General features: G+C 35.9%; 15 protein-coding genes. 6 read left to right on the top strand and 9 right to left on the bottom strand.

Annotated features, from left to right (window positions below; all coding sequences use genetic code 11):
* The first annotated feature begins 8 nt into the window (after nt 1-8).
* Complete coding sequence (gene msrA / locus V9G42_09675; GenBank protein MEI2759681.1) at nt 9-590, top strand: peptide-methionine (S)-S-oxide reductase MsrA; 582 nt, start codon at nt 9-11, stop codon at nt 588-590.
* A gap of 57 nt (nt 591-647) precedes the next feature.
* Here msrA and V9G42_09680 read toward each other — a convergent pair whose 3' ends face one another.
* The 5 genes from V9G42_09680 to V9G42_09700 form a co-directional block, all read right to left on the bottom strand.
* On the bottom strand, nt 648-1,535 hold the full coding sequence (locus V9G42_09680) for a sterol desaturase family protein (GenBank protein ID MEI2759682.1): 888 nt from the start codon (nt 1,533-1,535) through the stop codon (nt 648-650).
* Between the two features lie 21 nt (nt 1,536-1,556).
* Nucleotides 1,557-2,810 carry a glycoside hydrolase family 57 protein gene (locus V9G42_09685; GenBank protein MEI2759683.1) on the bottom strand — a complete coding sequence of 418 codons (1,254 nt, stop codon included), beginning with the start codon at nt 2,808-2,810 and terminating at the stop codon, nt 1,557-1,559.
* 162 nt (nt 2,811-2,972) lie between these two features.
* Nucleotides 2,973-4,781 (bottom strand): 30S ribosomal protein S1, encoded by a 1,809-nt coding sequence (gene rpsA, locus V9G42_09690; GenBank protein ID MEI2759684.1) that lies wholly within the window; start codon nt 4,779-4,781, stop codon nt 2,973-2,975.
* Nucleotides 4,782-5,015: 234 nt separating this feature from the next.
* Nucleotides 5,016-6,026 carry a GyrI-like domain-containing protein gene (locus tag V9G42_09695; GenBank protein ID MEI2759685.1) on the bottom strand — a complete coding sequence of 337 codons (1,011 nt, stop codon included), beginning with the start codon at nt 6,024-6,026 and terminating at the stop codon, nt 5,016-5,018.
* A gap of 700 nt (nt 6,027-6,726) precedes the next feature.
* The gene (locus tag V9G42_09700; protein ID MEI2759686.1) at nt 6,727-8,199 is read right to left on the bottom strand and encodes a hypothetical protein; all 1,473 of its coding nucleotides are present in this window, start codon (nt 8,197-8,199) and stop codon (nt 6,727-6,729) included.
* Nucleotides 8,200-8,485: 286 nt separating this feature from the next.
* Between V9G42_09700 and nhaA the strand changes: the two genes are divergently transcribed.
* Nucleotides 8,486-9,637, top strand: a complete 1,152-nt coding sequence (gene nhaA, locus V9G42_09705) for a Na+/H+ antiporter NhaA (GenBank protein ID MEI2759687.1) — start codon at nt 8,486-8,488, stop codon at nt 9,635-9,637.
* A gap of 7 nt (nt 9,638-9,644) precedes the next feature.
* On the opposite strand, the gene V9G42_09710 is transcribed toward nhaA, so the two are convergent.
* The 3 genes from V9G42_09710 to V9G42_09720 are packed head-to-tail and all read right to left on the bottom strand — an operon-like array spanning nt 9,645 to nt 12,261.
* Entirely contained in the window at nt 9,645-10,409 is a 765-nt protein-coding gene (locus V9G42_09710) for a hypothetical protein (protein ID MEI2759688.1), read from the bottom strand.
* A gap of 13 nt (nt 10,410-10,422) precedes the next feature.
* Nucleotides 10,423-11,751: a hypothetical protein gene (locus V9G42_09715; protein ID MEI2759689.1), complete on the bottom strand. Its 1,329-nt coding sequence runs from the start codon at nt 11,749-11,751 to the stop codon at nt 10,423-10,425.
* A 3-nt stretch (nt 11,752-11,754) separates the two neighbouring features.
* Nucleotides 11,755-12,261: a phosphoribosyltransferase family protein gene (locus V9G42_09720; protein MEI2759690.1), complete on the bottom strand. Its 507-nt coding sequence runs from the start codon at nt 12,259-12,261 to the stop codon at nt 11,755-11,757.
* A gap of 150 nt (nt 12,262-12,411) precedes the next feature.
* On the opposite strand from V9G42_09720, the gene V9G42_09725 reads away from it, so the two are divergent.
* From V9G42_09725 to V9G42_09740, 4 genes are read left to right on the top strand one after another with little or no spacing between them, the layout of a single operon-like run.
* The gene (locus V9G42_09725) at nt 12,412-15,267 is read left to right on the top strand and encodes a S8/S53 family peptidase (GenBank protein MEI2759691.1); all 2,856 of its coding nucleotides are present in this window, start codon (nt 12,412-12,414) and stop codon (nt 15,265-15,267) included.
* Entirely contained in the window at nt 15,254-15,718 is a 465-nt protein-coding gene (locus V9G42_09730; GenBank protein MEI2759692.1) for a hypothetical protein, read from the top strand. The genes V9G42_09725 and V9G42_09730 overlap by 14 nt, the downstream gene beginning before the upstream one ends.
* An 8-nt stretch (nt 15,719-15,726) precedes the next feature.
* Nucleotides 15,727-16,875: a glycosyltransferase gene (locus tag V9G42_09735; GenBank protein MEI2759693.1), complete on the top strand. Its 1,149-nt coding sequence runs from the start codon at nt 15,727-15,729 to the stop codon at nt 16,873-16,875.
* A gap of 40 nt (nt 16,876-16,915) precedes the next feature.
* Nucleotides 16,916-19,006 (top strand): M43 family zinc metalloprotease, encoded by a 2,091-nt coding sequence (locus tag V9G42_09740; protein ID MEI2759694.1) that lies wholly within the window; start codon nt 16,916-16,918, stop codon nt 19,004-19,006.
* A 244-nt stretch (nt 19,007-19,250) separates the two neighbouring features.
* Here the strand turns inward: V9G42_09740 and sucD are convergent, their stop codons facing one another.
* Nucleotides 19,251-20,132 (bottom strand): succinate--CoA ligase subunit alpha, encoded by an 882-nt coding sequence (gene sucD, locus V9G42_09745; protein MEI2759695.1) that lies wholly within the window; start codon nt 20,130-20,132, stop codon nt 19,251-19,253.
* Between the last annotated feature and the right edge of the window lie 80 nt (nt 20,133-20,212).

Below are 20,212 nucleotides of genomic sequence, written 5' to 3' on the forward strand. Positions count from 1 at the left end.
TGTATTACATGAAAGGATTAATCGTATTAATTATGTTTGTAGGTTGTCAGAATAAAGCACTGCCACCTCAAGAAAATATTAATTCTACAAATATGCAAACCAACATAGGAACAGACACAGCAACTTTCGGTACCGGTTGCTTTTGGTGTACAGAAGCTGTTTTTGAAACAATTGATGGCGTCATCTCAGCAACATCAGGCTATTCCGGTGGTACAGTTGCTAACCCAATTTATCAGCAGGTTTGTACGGGAAACACCGGACATGCAGAGTGTATTCAGATAGTATTTGATCCAAGCAAAATATCCTATGTTGAATTGCTCGAAGTGTTTTGGGAAAGCCATGACCCAACTACATTGAACAGGCAAGGTGCTGATGTAGGTACTCAATACCGTTCTGTAATCTTTTATTACAGTGAGGCACAAAAGCTAATAGCAGAAACTTATAAGAGAAAATTGAATGAGGAAAATACCTTTGGCAAACCTGTTGTGACTGAAATTTCACGAGCGCAACAATTTTACCCTGCAGAAAATTACCATCAGGAGTATTTTAAACTGAATGGACATGAACCATACTGTCAGTTTGTAATATAGCCTAAGGTAGAAAAGATAAGGAAAATTTTCAGTTCAAGAATCAAGAAATAAATGAAGCTATTTCTTTTTCAATAGATCTTTGCGCAGCTGTGCACTTGTTTTTCTGTTGCCATCATGACTCCATCCCGGAGGGCCAAGCAAGTACATGATTTTATTTTTAAAAGACGTTTTCTTTTTCAAATCGCAGATGATATCCTGCCATTCGTGAAAAACAATTTTGCCAGGGTTATTAGATTGAAGGTTTTGTGTCAGACCATACTTAACAGGTTCATGTTCCAATTCCTTCTGGAAAGTACCAAACAATTTATCCCAAATAATCAAAACCATTCCCATGTTTCTGTCAAGATAACAAACATTGCTTGCATGATGTACTCTGTGATGTGATGGCGTTACCAGAAAATATTCGAGCCATCCTAATTTACCCACGGTTTGTGTATGAACCAATATTCCGAAAATTTGCGTTGCGCTGTATATAAACATGATGTCAATAGCCTTAAAGCCAACGAAACTAAGTGGAATAAAATAGATGAACCTGTACAGTGGTTGCAAAACAGAAGAACGGAAACCTACAGTTAGATTAAATTCTTCGCTGCTGTGGTGTGTGACATGAACAGCCCAGAACAACCGACAAAAATGGTCTATCCGATGCAGCCAGTAATACATAAAATCTTCTGCAAGAAATAAAGCTACCCAGTAAATCCATACGGTAGGGTAGGAGTTAATAATCCTGAAATCGAAAAAATAATTTAGAACTAACAGACTTACAGTTCGCATTAAAATATCAAGCCCCAAATTCAACAGCATGAGATAGAGATTGACAAGAGTTCCTTTTTTTGAATAGAGCCGTAAATCATTAAGGGCAGAAAAAAATATCTCAGCACCAATAACAACAAGGTAAATAGGTGTTGAAATCAAAATCAGCAGCGACTCTCTGAAATGTTCCATTTAAATTACTGAAGAAAAATTTTATTCAGCAGCAGGCTTCTTATTGCGTGGCACGGCAGGCTTTCTTGCAATAGTTTTCTTTTTTGGTTTACTTTCTTCTGATAATGTTGATTCAAAGTCTGAAAATGCATTCATGTAAAAAATATAAGCATCGTATGGTGAGTTATAAGGGCTGAAATATTTATGTACATCGCCATCGCTCCAAAACTTAGTACTCATATAATAAAAATGATCGCTGGTTTGCAGTTTGCCCCATACGTCAATTAAATCTTTATTGCCCGACCCAAGCACCTTGTCACTTATTGAATAAATTTTTGTGAGTGCTTCCTCTTGCATATTGTTTCCTAACCATGCAGAGAGATCGCGTTCGCTATCTGCCCAACTGATAAACTCATGAGCATCATACACACCTCGTGCTGTATAGGTATCAACTACCTGTGAAGGTGTCATAAATCCAAAGTCAGGATGTTTTAATATCTCGCGAGGCAGATGATCCATAAAATCAAAAATACCTGTGCTTTCCCATTGATGTTCGCCAAAAGTTTCGTAGTCCATAAACAGATTAATCACATCGCCTGTGCCGGCTACTTTATGCACCCAACTTGCAAATGTGTCTGCATGCAATGGCCATTCGCTCCAGTTTTTGTCGGAGAATCTAAAAGCAATGTCATCACTCAACCGATAATTTTTAAGCAAGGCTTTAATTGATTTTGTACCTGTTGGTTTCAGTAATTGATTGGGATGTCTGTCTTTCAATAAACGGTCAACACCTTCGCACAAAATACCTTTAAAGCCCATCTTTTCAATAAAAGCAGCCAGCTCATTGTTGTAAATTAATTCGGTGTTTCTGAAAACGGTAGGCTTCTGTTTAAAATACTGCTCAATTTTCTGATCGTGTTCTTTTATTTGTCTCTCAAATTCATCTTTGTTAAATAAAAAACTTAGTGAATGAAAATATGTTTCAGAGAGGAATTCAACACAACCTGTTTTAGCCAGTTCAACAAACGACTGAAGCACATCAGGTCTGAACAGTTCCATCTGTTCAATTACAGTACCACTGAGAGAATAGCTTATTCTGAATTTGCCTTTATGACGTTTAATCAGCTCAAGCATTTTCTTATTGGCGGGCAGGTAGCATTTTTCAGATACCTTGTCCATAATCCATTTGTTTTTCTCGCCATCTTCATAAAAATGATCTTTACCAATGTCGAAAACACTGTAATGTTTTATTCTGAAAGGCTGATGCACCTGAAAGTAAAAGCAAACCGATGGCATAAATTTGTTTTTAAAAATGGTCGTTGTGCCAAAATTAAACTTTTGCCCGAAACAAAAGAAAATTACCTGAAACTGTCATCATAAATTTATGTTAATGGAATGGACTTAAAATCAAAAAGCCGCTAAAACGCGGCTTTTTGATTTTATTGATGAATCGGCAGATTAATTATTTTCTGCTTCATTTTTCTTCATTTCATCTTTAAGTGCAGAGAGAACGCTCAAATCACCCAAGGTAGTTTTTTCCTGTGATTCTTTGATTTTCTTTACCGACTTAAATGCCTCACTTTCATCTTTAGCTTTCTCGTTTTCGCGAGCTGTCCTTTCAGATGCTTTTGCCTCTTCGAACAAGCGACTGTGAGATACAACAATCTTCTTGTTCTCTTTGCTGAATTCGATTACTTTAAAATCAAGTGTTTCATCAGCTTTTGCAGGAGAGCCGTTTTCTTTCATCAGATGACGATATGGGGCAAAACCTTCTACGCCAAATGATGGAAATATAATGGTAGCACCTTTGTCCGTTACTTTTCCTACAACACCTGAATGAACAGTATCAACACGGAAAATAGTTTCGTAAGTATCCCATGGATTATCTTCCAACTGTTTATGTCCAAGACTCAATCTGCGGTGTTCTGAATCAACTTCAAGAACTACAACTTCAATGTTTTCGCCAACCTTGGTAAATTCAGCAGGGTGCTTAATTTTCTTAGCCCATGAAAGGTCAGAGATATGAATTAAACCATCAATACCTTCTTCCAACTCAACAAATACACCAAAGTTTGTTAGGCTGCGAACCTTTGCAGTATGCTTTGAGCCAACGGGATATTTTTCCATAATATTAACCCATGGGTCAGGCATCAATTGCTTTAAGCCAAGTGACATTTTGCGCTCTTCACGATCAAGTGTAAGGATAACAGTTTCTATTTCGTCACCAACTTTAAGGAAGTCTTGTGGGCTTCGTAAATGTTGTGACCATGACATTTCTGATACGTGAATCAAACCTTCAACTCCCGGAATTACTTCAATGAAAGCACCATAATCTGTCAAGACAACAACTTTTCCTTTTATTTTGTCGCCAACCTGAATGTTTTGGTCAAGTGCTTCCCAAGGTTGAGGGGTAAGTTGTTTCAAGCCAAGAGCAATACGTTTTTTGTCCTCGTCAAAGTCAAGAATTACAACATTAATTTTATCATCCAGCTTCAATACTTCATCAGGATGGTTGATACGTCCCCATGAAATATCAGTAATATGCAATAAGCCGTCAACGCCACCAAGGTCCATAAATACACCATAAGAGGTGATGTTTTTAACTGTACCTTCAAGAACCTGTCCTTTTTCAAGTTTGGACATGATTTCTGACTTTTGACTCTCAAGTTCCTCTTCAATAAGTACTTTGTGAGAAACAACTACGTTCTTAAACTCATGGTTGATTTTAACCACTTTAAATTCCATAGTTTTTCCTACAAACACATCATAGTCGCGAATTGGTTTCACATCAATCTGTGAACCTGGTAAGAATGCTTCAATACCAAAAACGTCAACTATAAGTCCGCCTTTAGTACGGCATTTAACATAACCCTGAATAATTTCATCTTTTTCGAGGGCTACATTCACACGCTCCCACGATTTAAGAGCACGTGCTTTTTTGTGTGATAATATCAATTGCCCGTTTTTATCTTCACGGGTTTCTACATACACTTCAATTTCATCGCCAACTTTGAGGTCGGGCATGTGGCGGAACTCGTTTAAAGGAACCATTCCGTCTGATTTGAATCCGATGTTTACCACCACTTCTTTATCAGAAATGCTGATGATAGAACCCATTTTCACTTCATGTTCTGTAAGTGTGTTCAGGGTCTGATCGTACATGGCCTCCATACGCTGGCGGTCATCAGATTTGTAAATGTCGGCTGTTTTGCCAATGTTGTCCCAATCAAAATCTGTTGGTGGAACGTTGTGTTTTACTTCACTCATTAATTGTTTTGTTTTTAATAATTGAAATTGTTAGACTTTATTTATTGTTTATGAATATACCTGTTAAAACGGGCGCGCAAAGATAGGCATTTGCATTGATAAATAAAACTAATTTGCTTGATAATTATTAAGTTACTTTTGTTGAAGATGAAATGGCTTGAAATAACTGAAAAATCAACAAAAAAGGGCTAAAACAACCATTTAGCCCTAGTGCAATATACTTTTATGGACAAATCAATTAATCTTATAGTATATATCGGTTTGCCACTTGGTAGTATCTTTCTCAGTTGAAGGGTCTGTAATGTAAAACTCAAGAGGTGCATCGGAGATTTTTATGCTGTTATCTTTAGCATATTTTACGAGTGCCTCATGAGCTTTGTTGGAATTATCATAATTACCAAAATACTGAGTCATCAGGTATTTACCTATTTTGACTTCGCCAGCTACAATATTTCCGTCTGATTTACCTGCTGTATTCAATGGCATACAAGCATCGTATTCAAAAAGATTATTTTCCCATTTGTAATAAATGGCAAATGGATGAATGGTCTTGCTCATTTCCAATTTCTGCTTTTTCATTGCTGCATCTATCAGAGCATAACTTGATCCAATAAAATAGCTTATTGAGTCCAAACCTGAAGTACATCTGATAGCTAAATATGGAATAGAGGTAGTCATTTCAACTTGTTGAATATTAAACTCAAATCCGGGTTGTGCAGGCAAATTCTCTGCTAGTTCTTTAATAGCTTTTAATCCATTATCGGTCATATCAACCATCATGCCTTTGAAAATTAGCATTAAGTATTTGTGCAGTGGGTTCCAACCGACTTCACTTTCAAAATAGGTGGTTAGTTTAACACTGTCACCTGCAGGTTGGATATTAAAACCATTAATAGCATTGCCTTCACCTTCAAAAAGCAGCTCAGATTCTACTAATTGATCTTGCACGCTCTTTTTAATCTGCATAGTACCATTTCCAACATTCTTGTTGTTGGATGTCCACTGATATTGTGCGCCAACACCAGCCTCGATATTATTAAAAGTAATTTTCATGGTTGTATCCATTTTAAGCCAGGTATTCCATTTTTCCCAGTTTTTCAGATTGTTAATCTGATTAAACACAACAGAAGCAGGCGCTTTAATATAAATATCGCGCTCAATCTTATAGTTGTTGGGGATTAATAGTGAACCAAGACATAATAGTCCAACGATGATGACAAAGCCAATTAATATCTTCTTTAACATAACAATTTGATTTAGTGGTTTTACGAGGATAAAAGTAGTATAAATTTTATCGAAACCTTATGTTGCGAAAAACTTATTTGCAAAAACACTTTTAAAATAGGAGATATTTAGGATATTCTTTAATTGCAATATATTATGTTAAATAATACAAACTTATTCAATCCACTGAGGTATAAAAATTCGTAATCAGGAATGACGTTAGCGCTTTCTATCTGCAACAAAATAAAGTACTTATTCCAATAATGTATCGAAAATGACACATAACTTTAAAGCAATATTGGTTTTATACATTGCTTCACTATAAATAACTATAAATTACTTTAATTAACCAAATCTACGAAACTGCATTTAAATAAGTTACAACTTATTCTTATTACTACTTTTGGTCTTTTAACTACTGCAAAACGATTAACTCAATAGGGGACTTTAAAATTATTTCTCCGGCTACTATATGCGTTAAAAATAACAGTCTTAAAAAATTCCAAGCCATAGTACACTTCTAAAAAAAATGATGTTTGAGTAATTTTAAGCAGCAATAAAATTTTTAATAAAAAGAATCAAAAAATTATGCTGAAGAATGAAAATGCATTTAACTGAATTCAGGCTATAAAAATGTCAGGGTCTTAATGGAATTTACACCCGTTTACCTCAATATTCAATCTTATAATTAATATTATGTTAAATAGTAATTTTTTGAATATTACCTGCCACCGGCAATTCTGTTTAATCCTGACTTGGCTTTTTGATCTAAACTGTTCTGGTATTCATGGTCGCGTAAACTGAGGCATTTCTTATAATATTTTTCTGCCATAACCATGTTCTTCTCTTTCTCATACATCTGTGCTAAAAAATTGCAACTTGCAGCTGCATAATACAATTTCAGATTCTGACCATGATTAATAGTTTTAAGATAAAACTCCTTGGCCTGCTCATTCATTTCCAGCTTATCCAATACCCTTGCCAACCGATATTTATATTCTAACTGATCTTTAGCTGTCTTTGCCTCAATTGAGCCTTTTGCCAATAGTTTTAATGCCTCCTGATAGTATCCACCATCAAACAATAATCTGATTTTAAGGAGATAAACATTTGGCACCTGCTGAGTAACCAATTCACTTTGTGCTTGTTTGTCTTCATCAGTAAAATCATTACCAACGTTCTTAACTTCAGTAATAAGTGAATCGTAGCCCACTTTGTCATTTTGTAATAATTTTATCCATGCCATTTTTTGATATGCCGCTTTTACAAAACTATTCCCTTTATGCAATTTAACATAATTATTGAAATATGTGAATGCAGAATAATCTAACTTATTAAGTTTAGACATTCCTAAAAGAAATTGGAAATAATGTATCGGATAAACCTCATCAGAAGGATTATACATTTCTAAAAGTGGAATTATCTTGGCACTTTGTCCTGTTGTGTAATAAATATTGGTTGAAAAAAACAAATCCAAAGGCTCGTTTTCCAATGTCATCCCTGATAAAAACTTTAATACCCACTCCGGGTCAGGTTTCAATTGATTTCTGGTAAAAACATAGGTAAACGCAATTTCTTTATTCATAAAATGAAAATCATCACTCTCTTCTCTTGTTAACATATACGATTGTTCCAATTCTTTTATTCCATTCGAAACGCTGCCATCCATTCCGGCAATCTTTACTAACCATTGATAATTTTCAGGTACTGCACCGATAAAAGCATGCAATACACCCAGACTTTTTAAATTCAATTCAAATTCAGGAAACTTTTTTTGATTCTCAGTAAGTAAACCGTATGCTTTTTTTACTTGCAAAGCGGCAGTCAGATATTCTTTAAATTTCAGTTTGGACAATGCTGTCATCAAGTAACATTCGGCAAGACAAAAATTGCGTAAAGGAGAAACTACAGGCATTGCTTTAATTTTTCCGGTAATTATTTCATGGTTATGTTTCAGCTCGTTAAAAACAGCCTGCTCTTCTCCAATAAATGTTTTAATGAATAAATGATAGTGATACAGATATCCGGGAATGAGATTGTCAGGATGTTCCTTTCTCTCTGCGTCAAGACTATCTAAAGCCTGATTAAAACGCAACTTAAAAATCAGTTCATAGGCATTTTTACATCTTTCATTATAGTCTAGATATGGTGAGGACCATGCACTTATTGACGTACTGAAAAATAAAAAATACAATATTAAAACCCGAAACCTCATCAAACTCAATAAACAATCGTGTTTTGCAATTATACGAAGACCAAATGACAAAGTGAATTATCTTTATGTTGATACTTGCAATTGCATTAATTTGAATACAACTTTAAACAGGTTTTTAGGACATTAAAAATTTGTCCACTTTTTTCTTGGAATTCCATGATTCGCTTCGCCTAATTGGTAACCAACCGTCTATTGCAATTGCATTAATTTGAATACATCTTGTATTAATTAAAAATAATTTCTCTATAAATTTTAGTTTTGTAAAATGATTGGAGGTAAAATCATAAACCCAATACGTCAACTTGCAGAGCAAGGCAAATTATCCGGGCTCATAATAATTGTTCTAACATTGGTATCGCTGTTGCTAAGTAATTTTCCCATTACAGCAGCGTATGTAGGGTTTTGGCAAAGTCATCTAGCTATAATGGATTACGATGTAGGTGTAATCCATATAATAAATGACGGACTAATGGTTGTGTTTTTTCTGATGATTGGCATGGAAATAAAACGCGAACTATATGTTGGCGAATTAGCTAACAGGCGCAATGCCATGCTACCCGTTATTGCAGCTTTTGGCGGAATGATAGTTCCGGCTATAATCTATGCAGTGTTTAATATCAAAGACACTCACCTACTTCATGGCTGGGCTATCCCTACCGCAACAGATATTGCATTTTCTCTTGGCGTGCTTTCCATGTTGGGAAAAAGAGTCCCATTTGCATTGAAAATTTTTTTAACAGCATTAGCTATCATTGATGATCTTGGGGCTATAATTATTATTGCTTTATTTTACACTGAACCTGAGAACTTTCATCTATCTTTTTTAATCAGCAGTTTAGTCATTATTGGCGCACTGATGTTTCTTTCAAGAAAAGGATTTTTCAATTTATTTCTTTGGATCATTGCAAGCATTGTCATCTGGTATTTTATGCTGCTTTCCGGTGTGCATACAACTATTGCAGGTGTACTTATAGCATTTACAATTCCATTAAACAAACTTGTATCCTTCGAGAATAAACTTCACATACCTGTGAATTTTTTTATTCTTCCTGTTTTTGCATTGGCTAATACTGCCATTGTTTTATCTCTTGATAATGTTTCAGGATTGTTTTCTACTGTTGGCTTAGGGGTTGGTTTTGGTTTGCTTATTGGGAAACCATTCGGAATAACAGCAGCTTCATGGATTGCTGTAAAATACAAATGGTGTTCACTTCCCGGAAAAATTAATTTAAAGCTGATTTTTGGCGCTGGCTTAACAGCCGGAATAGGCTTTACCATGTCTATTTTTATTGCTTCACTTTCATTTAAAGAACCTTTGCTTCTCGACACTGCAAAAATTGCCATTATTGCAGGTTCTGTTTTATCGGGTATTGCTGGTGCTCTTTTTTTGAAATCTAATTTAAAAGAAATATCTTAACTTAATTTCAATCATCCTCAGGATATTTCTTTCGCTGTTTGTTCAAAGGGTCTTCGTGAAAAAAATAACGAATATCTATTGTCAGATAATTACCTGAAATATCGGTTTCAAATACTTTATAATTTCTGCCTGTAATTAAGGTTCTTGAACGATAAATAAAACTATATGGGCGATGAAACGAAACTCCAAGATAAAAATACCCTGCTTTTTCTGTTCTGTATTCTGCACCTACATTGGCAATGATTGCAGGTTTAATCCAGCTTTTTCTTAACCCTTCGCTTTCAAAATTATCATCACCAATGTAAATGTCTGACGGGTAAAAATCGAATGAGTTACCTAACGAGGCATCTATGTACATCTTTTGTCCAAGTCTGATATATACCAAGGCCGAAATCGGTATCTCATATCCTATAAATTTATAATTACGTTTATGACTCAATGCCGAGTCAGCAATCTGAATCTGATAATTTCTTCTTGTATAGTTTATTCCCGTTTCAATAGAAAGACGCTCAGTAAAACCACGCCTGATAACCATGCCTGCACAATAACCTGAATTGGGTTGAATGGTAACTTTTGCCTGCCCCTGCTCTGCAGATTGTGCACCTGTGCGGAAAAAGTCATTATTAAAAATTGGTTTAAACTGAAAACCGATTGTTGCAACACCTTTTTGAGAAAAAACGTTGCCGGAAAATATCCCAATCATAAGAAGCCCAAAAACTAAAAAGTGTTTTACAAAATATTGTCTGCTGCAAACTTGGTAGAAAAATTTCATCTCTGAAAATAATTTAATAATTCAATTTCTCACATTTACACTTCTTCTTTTTATAAAAAGGTTCGCAAAAATGCGGGTCGTCCTTATCGGGTTTTGCCAGATATTCAAATAAATCTCTTTTTGTATTATAACGATATTCCGATCCATCTATCATAAATGTTGCATCGGTATTCGTCCGGTTGTAAAAATCACTGATGTCATCTTCAATAGTATGAATACTGCCTTTTGTTTTATAAGCTAAGTTTATGTACTGTGGATTGATGCCGCTGTAGGTTCCACAGAGAACAACCTTAACCGGAACTTTTACATCTTTTACCAAACAATAATCACGCATACAGGAATTGTTATCGGCAATTAATATCAGGTTTTTAAAATCAGGATACTTCTGAATGCCTTTCAATATAGCTTCCACATCGTTTTCTTCAGGGTCGCCACCATTGCCTTTGGCTTTAACCTTACTTAACAAGCCAATTATTTTATTGATGTTTTCTGCCTTTTCAAAATAAACACCTCTTGTCCTCCCTATTTTTTTCCGTTTTTCCATATTACCATCATTAAAGAAAACGAAATATTTTATACCTGATTGTTTAAGATTCAACGAATGCCAAAGTACAGCCTGTGCACCATAAGGATACATGCTGCCTGTCCAGTCCATTATCACTAAGCAATTATCCCATTCAGGATGACGTGAAAAAATCTTATATACAACGCTATCGGTAATTCCCCCGTTGTTGGCAATAAAACTGTTGATTTTTCTGGTGGTAATAGTATTCTGATCAGTGTGTTTATTGTTTTTTAAAGTATCGTCATAAACTTGCTGCTTGATAATATTTTCCTGTTGCTTGACAGGCTCACTTTTTATTGGGGCCAAATGAATAGCTATGCCATGAAACATTTTTTTTGCTTCATCATCTGTATTACAGGAAGTTTGTAGCAGTATTTTAAATTTAGTTTGTTCACTATTGAGGTCAGGTGAAAGTTTAAATAAATTCTTCAATCGTTGCGCCAATAAAGTGTGATAGTTTGTCAACCAAAAATTGATGTTTTTAGGATACTGTGTATATATAAAAATGATGGTGTCTGCATAAAATCCGGAGGGAATACCTTTCCAGTCTGCAGTATTTTTAATTTTTGATTTAGCATAACCATTTTCTAAAATTGCGAAAGATTTATATTCCTCTTTTTGAAAAGTATCTATGGTATCGCTGGTAAAAACTTCTTCTATTTCCGTACTGTATTTGGCCGGATTATCGAGCCACTCCTGATGGAATTTTACCTGCTGCGAAAAGCTTTGTACTGCCATCAGCAATATTGTAAAAGTATTCAGAAGTTTTAGCGACATGATTTATGCTATATAAACAACATCTTTTTTCCCTTTCTTCAAATCGGCAACAATATGTTCGTGGGTGGTGGTAGAAAGCGTAAGTCCAACAAAATCTGTAGCCACAGGATAACGCTTGTGATCGCGGTCAACAAGCAATGCAGTACTGATTTTTTTAACATCTGCTTCCAAAAATGGACGCAGACTATGAATAAGTGTTTTACCTGAATTGAGCACATCATCTACAATAATGACAACTTTATTTTTTAGCAATGCCGTATTGTCAATTCCTTTAATGTTTGGATGCAATGGGTTTGATTTATCAATAATCACCTCCAGCATATTTACTTTAAGCGGATAGCTTTCAACAATAATATCTTTCAACTTGGTTGCCATAACGTAACCACTTCTTGCAATACCGGCAATAAAAATATTTTTTTCGTTGATGTTATCCTCATAAATCTGACAAGCAATACGTCTTAGTTTTTGCTGTATTTGTTCGGAATTTAAAATTACCTGACGCTTTTCCATTTTTTCATTTTTACTTAAAGCGGCATAAAAATAGAATATTTCTATTATTGCCTTTATTTTTTAAACTTTATTGTTTCATTTCTTCGTTTATTTATCCTTAATTTTACCGTAATATTTAAAAAACACTACAGAATGGTATTTCAATTAAAAATGCTCATATTAAAAAGTACGGTTTTTTATTTTATACTGTCTATTTTTACTTTGACCGTCACCTATGCTCAAAAGCAGTTTCATTTTACAGCAGGCATAACTAATGACGATTTTGAGAAAGGTGTTATGATTTTAAGAATAAAATCTGACTATCGAAATCTATGTAACGACAGCTACATAAACTCACCCGATTTGATAAAAGTATTTAATAAACTTTCGGTAACTGAAGTTAAAAAGAAATTCTCGCATCACAAACCTCCTGTTGAAGGCAAAACAGCTTTTGGTTTTCCATTGACTGATTTGTCATTGATTTATGCTATAAAGTTCAATATTGATATCCCAATTGAAAAAGCCGCTTCCATGCTACTATCTTGCAAAGAGGTACAGTATGCCGATCCATCTTTTATTGACAAACTGCTTTATATCCCCAATGATACTTTAGCTATTCCGCAATATCAATATCATCACGTTAACATACATACTTTTGATGGCTGGGATATTCAGAAAGGTGATACCAACATTGTAATTGGCATTACTGATACCGGAGTTGATACAGCACATATTGAGCTGATTAATCAGTTAAAATACAACTATGCCGACCCAATAAATGGTATTGACGATGATGGTGATGGTTATATTGACAACTATCGCGGATGGAACGTGGCATTTAACTCAAATGATGTTCAGGGGTCTGTTCCATTGCATGGAAATTTTGTTGCAGGCATTTCTAATGCAGAAGTTGATAACGTAACAGGTATTGCCGGAGTAGGCTTTAAAACCAAATTTTTACCTGTCAGCTGCTCGCCCGGGTCGAATGTTATTGTAAATGGCTATGATGCAATTGTGTATGCTGCCGACCATGGTTGCTCAGTAATTAACTGCTCATGGGGTGGCTTTGGCAGTTCTCAATTTTCGCAGGATGTTATTAACTATGCAACATTTAATAAAAATGCACTGGTAGTTGCTGCAGCAGGAAATGCCAACAACGATGCACCATTTTTTCCGGCATCATATCAATATGTATTGAGTGTTGGGGGAACTGATTCTGCTGATGTAAAATGGACGTCATCACCAACATCGGGTAGCAGTTTTGGCAGCTATGTTGATGTAACAGCTCCCGGAGATAAAATATTTTCGATTTTTCCTACAAACAGTAACCCACCCTATTGGTACTCGGGCGGAACTTCGGAAGCAGCACCTCAGGTTTCTGCCATTGCTGCCTTGGTAAAAGCACAGTTTCCTACATTAAATGCTTTACAGATTGGTGAAAGAATCCGTGCAACATGTGATGATATTTATTCCATTCCGGGTAATGCACCTTTTATCAATATGCTCGGTAAAGGAAGAGTTAATTTACTGAATGCACTCACACAGCCGGCAACATCAGTCAGAGCATTTGATATAAAAAATACTGATAATAACGATAATGCTTTTTCGCCTAACGATACAGTCAGAATTAGTGCTGTATTTTTCAACCTGCTTGACCCTGTCAGTAACTTATCTGTTACCATACAGGCAAACAATCCTGACATCTCATTTTTAAACAACTCCTTTCTTGCCGGAAGTATGGCAACTATGCAGTCCGATAGTAACCGTAGTAATCCATTTTTGGCAGTTATTGATCCATCAATACCAAAGAATACAAAAGTTGTTTTCACTATGACATTTACAGCAGGCACCTATGTTGACATACAGCAGTTTGAAATGACTGTGAATGTTGATTATATCAATGTTTTAGTGAATGACATTGGCGTAAGCATTACAAGTAAAGGCAGAATTGGATTTAATGATTCCGGAAACTCGCAGGGCATTGGTTTTACGCAAAACGAAGGGCCAAACTTACTCTATTCAGGAAGTTTAATGATTGGTGTTAATGATAGTATGGTGAGTGATGCTGTTGCAGGTACACCGGCAGGAGCTATTAATGAACATTTTGCTCCAATAGATTATGTCCATGCCATTGTTCCTTCTGTTGTTTCGGAGTTTGATTTGACTACAAAGTTTAATGACAATAATAACAGTTTACCGATTGGAGTTAACGTATCACATAATACCTATGTATGGAGTACACCTGCCGAACGCAAATTTGTAGTTGCAGAGTATATAATTACCAACAACAGCAATAATACTTACAGCGATTTGTATGCGGGCATCTATGCCGACTGGGACATTACAGAAAATACGTATGCAACAAACAGAGCAATGTTTGATTCAACTTTAAATATGGGTTATGCTTTTGAAGTTACTGCCAGCAACAATTATACAGCAATAAAATTACTGACTCCAGGCATAGCGCATTATTATGCATACAACAATGATGGCAGTGATGGAAGTGTAAATATTTATGACGGTTTCAGTAAACAGGAAAAATATCAAAGTATGAATGGTTCAGGACGAGCACAAGCAGGCATGAATGGTAATGGTACTGACATTAGCATGCTGTTGAGTAGTGGACCGTTTTTAGTACTACCTAACGACTCTGTGAAGGTGGCATTTGCATTACTTGGTGGCGACAGCCTTAATGAAATTGAAGCAGCAGCAACTGCCGCACAAATTAAATATAACACAGTTGGCATTTCCGAAGTAGAAAATCAAGGAAACGCAATTTTGGTTTATCCAAATCCTGCTGCAGCTGTTGTGAATGTTCATGTGCCTCATTCAACTTCTGGTTCCGTAAAAATTGAAATGTATGATACATTCGGGAACCTTGTAACTACTAAAACTTATTTACAGAAAACAAAAAACACATTACAGACTGATATAAGTAACTTGTCAAACGGAATTTATTTTCTTAGATTTACAAGTAATCAGATAAACAAAACCATTAAAATAAATATACTACATGATAAACCCTGAGAAATTACAATTCCTAAAAATTAACTTTATTGAACTCCTTAAAAAGCTAAGAGGAAGTGAAGTTCCTGAATGGGGCAAAATGAATGCACAACAAATGGTTGAACATTTTGGTGATGCCATTGAAGATGCCTTCGGAAAAAACAATCACACATTAATAACACCACCCGATAAGCTTGAAGCAACACGTGCATTTATGTTAAGCGAAAAAGATTTTAAACCCAATACAAAAAACTCGTTGATGAGTGAAACACCTGCGGCAACCAAATTACCTGATTTGGCTGCTGCAATTGCCCGTGTTGAAAATAATATAAGAGAGTTTGAAATATTTTTTTCAGAAAATCCTGAGAAAAAAGTAATGAATCCATTTTTTGGTGAATTGAATTTTGCCGAAAATATTCAACTGTTGCATAAACATGCTTTACATCACCTAAGACAATTTAAACTGATCTGAGACCTGATATGAATGAAGGCCGTAAGCTGAATTCGGTAATTATTGTTGGCCCTGCCTACCCTTTTCGTGGTGGAATAGCCAATCTCAATGAGGCATTATGTTCATATTTGAATGCTAATGAAATTTCATCTGAGATTGTCTCTTTTACGCTACAATATCCTGCTTTACTATTTCCGGGTAAAACGCAGATGGAAACTTCTTCACAATATTTTGATTTCAAGATAACACCATTGATTAATTCGATTAATCCGCAATCATGGTTGAAGGCAGCTGCCTATATCAAAAGTAAAAAGCCCGATTTAGTAATATTTCGTTACTGGCTGCCTTTTATGGCACCATGCCTTGGATTTATTGCAAGAAGGCTTCATAAACATGGTTTGCCGGTTGTGGCTATTGCCGACAATATTATTCCGCATGAAAAGCGGATTGGTGACCAATCACTGACGCAATATTTTATTCAGTCGTGTGATGCATTTATAGTGATGTCTGAAAAGGTTGCTGAAGATATAAAACAGTTTAATCCTAAAAAGCCTGTAAGCATCACCCCACATCCTATCTACTCAATTTTTGGTGATAAAGTAAGCCGTGACGAAGCCTGCGAAAAACTGAACCTTGATAAAGGATTTAAATATTTACTTTTTTTCGGGTTTATCAGAAAGTATAAAGGATTGGACATTTTGTTGCAGGCAATGCCATTGATAAAAAATAGAAATCTTAAACTTATTATTGCCGGAGAATTTTATGAATCGAAAGATGAATACTTGAGTCTGATAAAAGAACATCATCTGGAAAGTGTAATCATCATGAAAGATGAATATATTCCAAAAGATGAGGTGCGTTATTATTTCAGTGCTGCTGACCTTATTGTTCAGCCATACAGATCGGCAACACAAAGCGGTGTTACACAAATTGCATACAGCTTCGATAAACCTATGGTTGTAACCAATGTAGGAGGACTGCCGGAAATGGTTACTGACGGTGTTTCTGGATTTGTGACTGATGTGAATCCCCATGCAATTGCCAAGGCCATTGATAGTTTTTTTATAGAGCAATTGGCAATACCATTTACAGCAGGTGTACAATCAGAAAAGAATAAATTCGGATGGGATAAAATGATTACAACTGTTAAGGATATGTACCAAACCCTATTAAAATAAAAATATTAGTTTAAATTTGTCATACTAAATTGTCTGTTCAATGTTTTTAAGAAGATTTTTTTTAATCTGTTTTTTACTATTAAATTACTTCGTTAATGCACAAACCGAACGTTGCGGAACACAAGTTTATTTAGAACAATGGCTTGCAGAAAACCCGCAGTTACGAAAAGCCTATGAGCATGAGCAGGCAAATGCTATTGCAAGAACAGAGAGTAACAAAACCATGACTGCAACTATCACAATTCCTGTGGTTTTTCATGTAGTATATAATACTGCAGAGCAAAATATTCCGGACGATAGAATATTAGAGCAACTTGATGTTCTTAACAACGATTACAGTCGTTTAAATCAGGATGGACAGAGTACACCATCACCATTTTTAGGTGTTTCAGCAGCTGCCAACATTCAATTTTGCTTAGCTAAGCGTGATCCAAATAACAAGCCTACAACAGGTATCATTAGAAAACAAACAACCACGCAATCGTTCAGTACGGGTGATGATGTGAAAAAAACAGCAACAGGTGGTGCTAAAGGATGGTCAAAAAGTAAATATCTGAACATCTGGATTTGTAATCTTACAGGCAATCTGCTTGGCTATGCAACCATGCCCGGTACAGCAAACGATACACTTGATGGTGTTGTTGTAAGTTATTCAACAATTGGCGGTCCTGACAATGTTGGTGTGCATCCAACCTATAACTTAGGTCGTACGCTGACACATGAAGTTGGACACTGGTTGAATCTAATACATATATGGGGTGATGATGGCGGCACATGCACCGGCACAGATAATGTTGCAGACACACCCAATCAGGCATCAGAGCATTTTGGCACACCAAATTTTCCAACTATCAGTTGCAGCAACAATCCCGATGGGGATATGTTCATGAACTTTCTTGACTACACTGACGACTATGCTATGAATATTTTTACCGCAGGTCAGTCGTTGCGTATGCAGGATGCATTAAATAACAGCAGAGCTGCATTACTTACCTCAAAAGGATGTATGGACACGACTACTACAATTGATGTGGCATTACAAAATATTATTAATGTTGAAACCATATATTGTCAGGGCAGCATTACGCCTTCGGTAGTAATTAAAAACAAAGGAGTGGGAACTATTAGCGCTCTTACATTTTCTGTTAAGCTTGATGATAATGCAGCAGTAAACAAAAACTGGACAGGTAGTTTGGTTGCAGGAGCTACTACAACAGTTGTTTTAGATATGTTGACAGTTCCAATAGGAACACATTATCTGAATGTAAGTGCTACCCTTAGTGGCGATGGCAATTTGTCAAACAATATCATTGTAAAAAGAATTACCATTACAGGTGCCACTGCCCTACCCTACAATCAGGATTTTGAAGCAAAAAGATTTCCTGCTGACAACTGGTTGGTGTTGAATGCTGACAATGATGCAACTTTTATGCGAAGCAGGTTGGCCTCAATTAATGGCAGTTCTTCACTTTGGTTTTATGCACCATTGCAAACAGCAGCAGGAAGAAAAGATATTGTACAATTAGAGCCATTTGATTTGACTACACTAGCAGAACCAGTCCTTGCTTTTGATGTAGCCTCCTTGAACGACAACAGCATTAGCACAAAAGCTAGCTTAAAAATATTGGCATCAACAGATTGTGGTAGTTCATTTAATCAGATTTTTGAGAAAACAGGAACGGCACTTACAACAGCCGAAGGCAGTGCGTCAAATGTATTTATTCCTGGTGCTGACCAATGGCGTAAAGATTCTGTTAATCTGAAAGCATTGAATAGTTTTAATAATGTGATTTTACGATTTGAATATACTTCGGGTAATGCCAATGCTCTTTTTATAGATAATCTGCAAATTGATCGTCTTGGCGTTATTTATCCTGATGCTTCGAATGTGAATGTGAGTGTTTATGGACAAAGTATATACGGTGTTCTTGACTTTAGTGTGCTGCTTCTAAAGACCGTAGATTTCAGAGTGGATATTTTTGATGTTGCAGGAAGAAAAGTTTTTACAAAATCATATAACGGCAGTGCTGTTTCTGACCAATTGAGTTTACATCAGTTAGGTGCAGGTGTTTATTTTTTCAGAGTCACATCAGGAAATGATTCTAAGTCGGTAAAAATATTTTTTAGATAGTAAGCTGGTTATTAATGCAGCGTTCATAGTTTTTTTTAAGTGATTTTCTGAATTATATTAAAGTGTAGCGTGCATTAAACATTTTGATTTGATGTTGTTATAAATCATCCGGAACTAGGGTCTTAGGTATGGCGAAATCCATTCTCAAAAGAATGAAAGCAGTTTTAAAACTATATTTTAATATAAACAACAAAGCCGCACTCAGGGAATGCGGCTTAGATTGATTTGGTTTTAGAAAAAATTTTTATGCAGTTACTTTACTGAGTACACGCACCATGGTTTCACCAATTTCTGCAGGGGATGCAACAACGTGAATGCCACATTCAGTCATGATTTTCATTTTAGCCGCGGCAGTATCGTCAGCGCCACCAACTATGGCTCCGGCATGTCCCATTCTACGACCGGGAGGAGCAGTTTGTCCAGCAATGAAACCAACGACTGGTTTTTTATTGTTGTTTTTAACCCATCTTGCAGCTTCTGCCTCAAGGTTACCCCCAATTTCACCTATCATGATGATTCCATCGGTTTCCGGGTCATTCATAAAAAGCTCAACTGCTTCTTTGGTGGTGGTTCCAATAATAGGGTCTCCACCAATGCCAATAGCAGTAGAAATGCCTGCACCTGCTTTTACAACCTGATCGGCAGCTTCGTATGTCAGTGTTCCCGATTTAGAAACTATACCAATGCGTCCTTTCCTGAAGACAAAACCAGGCATGATACCAACCTTACATTCACCGGCAGTTATTACCCCGGGGCAGTTTGGACCAATGAGACGAGCTTCTTTGTCGCGCAGATAGTCGCGCACTTGTATCATATCTTTTGTAGGTATTCCTTCTGTTATGGCTACAATTATTTTTATGCCAGCCTGTGCAGCCTCCATAATTGCATCGGCAGCAAAAGCCGGAGGTACAAAAATGATGCTTACATCAGCACCGGTTTGTTTTACAGCATCGGCAACGGTATTAAATACAGGTTTATCTAAGTGAGTGGTTCCACCTTTGCCGGGAGTTACACCACCTACAACATTGGTTCCATACTCTATCATTTGTCCTGCATGAAAAGTGCCTTCTGTTCCGGTAAATCCCTGAACTATTATTTTTGAATTTTTATTGACTAAAACGCTCATTGCTTATTGAAAATTAAAAAGATGCGCAAAAATAAATTTTATTTTTGAATTATATTACTAACGGTTTAAAGTTGCTTACT

The organism is Bacteroidia bacterium, from assembly GCA_037045145.1.
Classification (GTDB): domain Bacteria; phylum Bacteroidota; class Bacteroidia; order AKYH767-A; family OLB10; genus OLB10.

Coding starts and splice junctions, on each gene's coding strand:
- V9G42_09680 (MEI2759682.1), bottom strand. CDS start 1,535: ATGGAACATTTCAGAGAGTCGCTGCTGATTTTGATTTCAACACCTATT.
- V9G42_09740 (MEI2759694.1), top strand. CDS start 16,916: ATGTTTTTAAGAAGATTTTTTTTAATCTGTTTTTTACTATTAAATTAC.
- V9G42_09715 (MEI2759689.1), bottom strand. CDS start 11,751: ATGTCGCTAAAACTTCTGAATACTTTTACAATATTGCTGATGGCAGTA.
- V9G42_09730 (MEI2759692.1), top strand. CDS start 15,254: ATGATAAACCCTGAGAAATTACAATTCCTAAAAATTAACTTTATTGAA.
- V9G42_09725 (MEI2759691.1), top strand. CDS start 12,412: ATGCTCATATTAAAAAGTACGGTTTTTTATTTTATACTGTCTATTTTT.
- V9G42_09735 (MEI2759693.1), top strand. CDS start 15,727: ATGAATGAAGGCCGTAAGCTGAATTCGGTAATTATTGTTGGCCCTGCC.
- msrA (MEI2759681.1), top strand. CDS start 9: ATGAAAGGATTAATCGTATTAATTATGTTTGTAGGTTGTCAGAATAAA.
- sucD (MEI2759695.1), bottom strand. CDS start 20,132: ATGAGCGTTTTAGTCAATAAAAATTCAAAAATAATAGTTCAGGGATTT.
- V9G42_09695 (MEI2759685.1), bottom strand. CDS start 6,026: ATGTTAAAGAAGATATTAATTGGCTTTGTCATCATCGTTGGACTATTA.
- nhaA (MEI2759687.1), top strand. CDS start 8,486: ATGATTGGAGGTAAAATCATAAACCCAATACGTCAACTTGCAGAGCAA.
- rpsA (MEI2759684.1), bottom strand. CDS start 4,781: ATGAGTGAAGTAAAACACAACGTTCCACCAACAGATTTTGATTGGGAC.
- V9G42_09720 (MEI2759690.1), bottom strand. CDS start 12,261: ATGGAAAAGCGTCAGGTAATTTTAAATTCCGAACAAATACAGCAAAAA.
- V9G42_09685 (MEI2759683.1), bottom strand. CDS start 2,810: ATGCCATCGGTTTGCTTTTACTTTCAGGTGCATCAGCCTTTCAGAATA.
- V9G42_09710 (MEI2759688.1), bottom strand. CDS start 10,409: ATGAAATTTTTCTACCAAGTTTGCAGCAGACAATATTTTGTAAAACAC.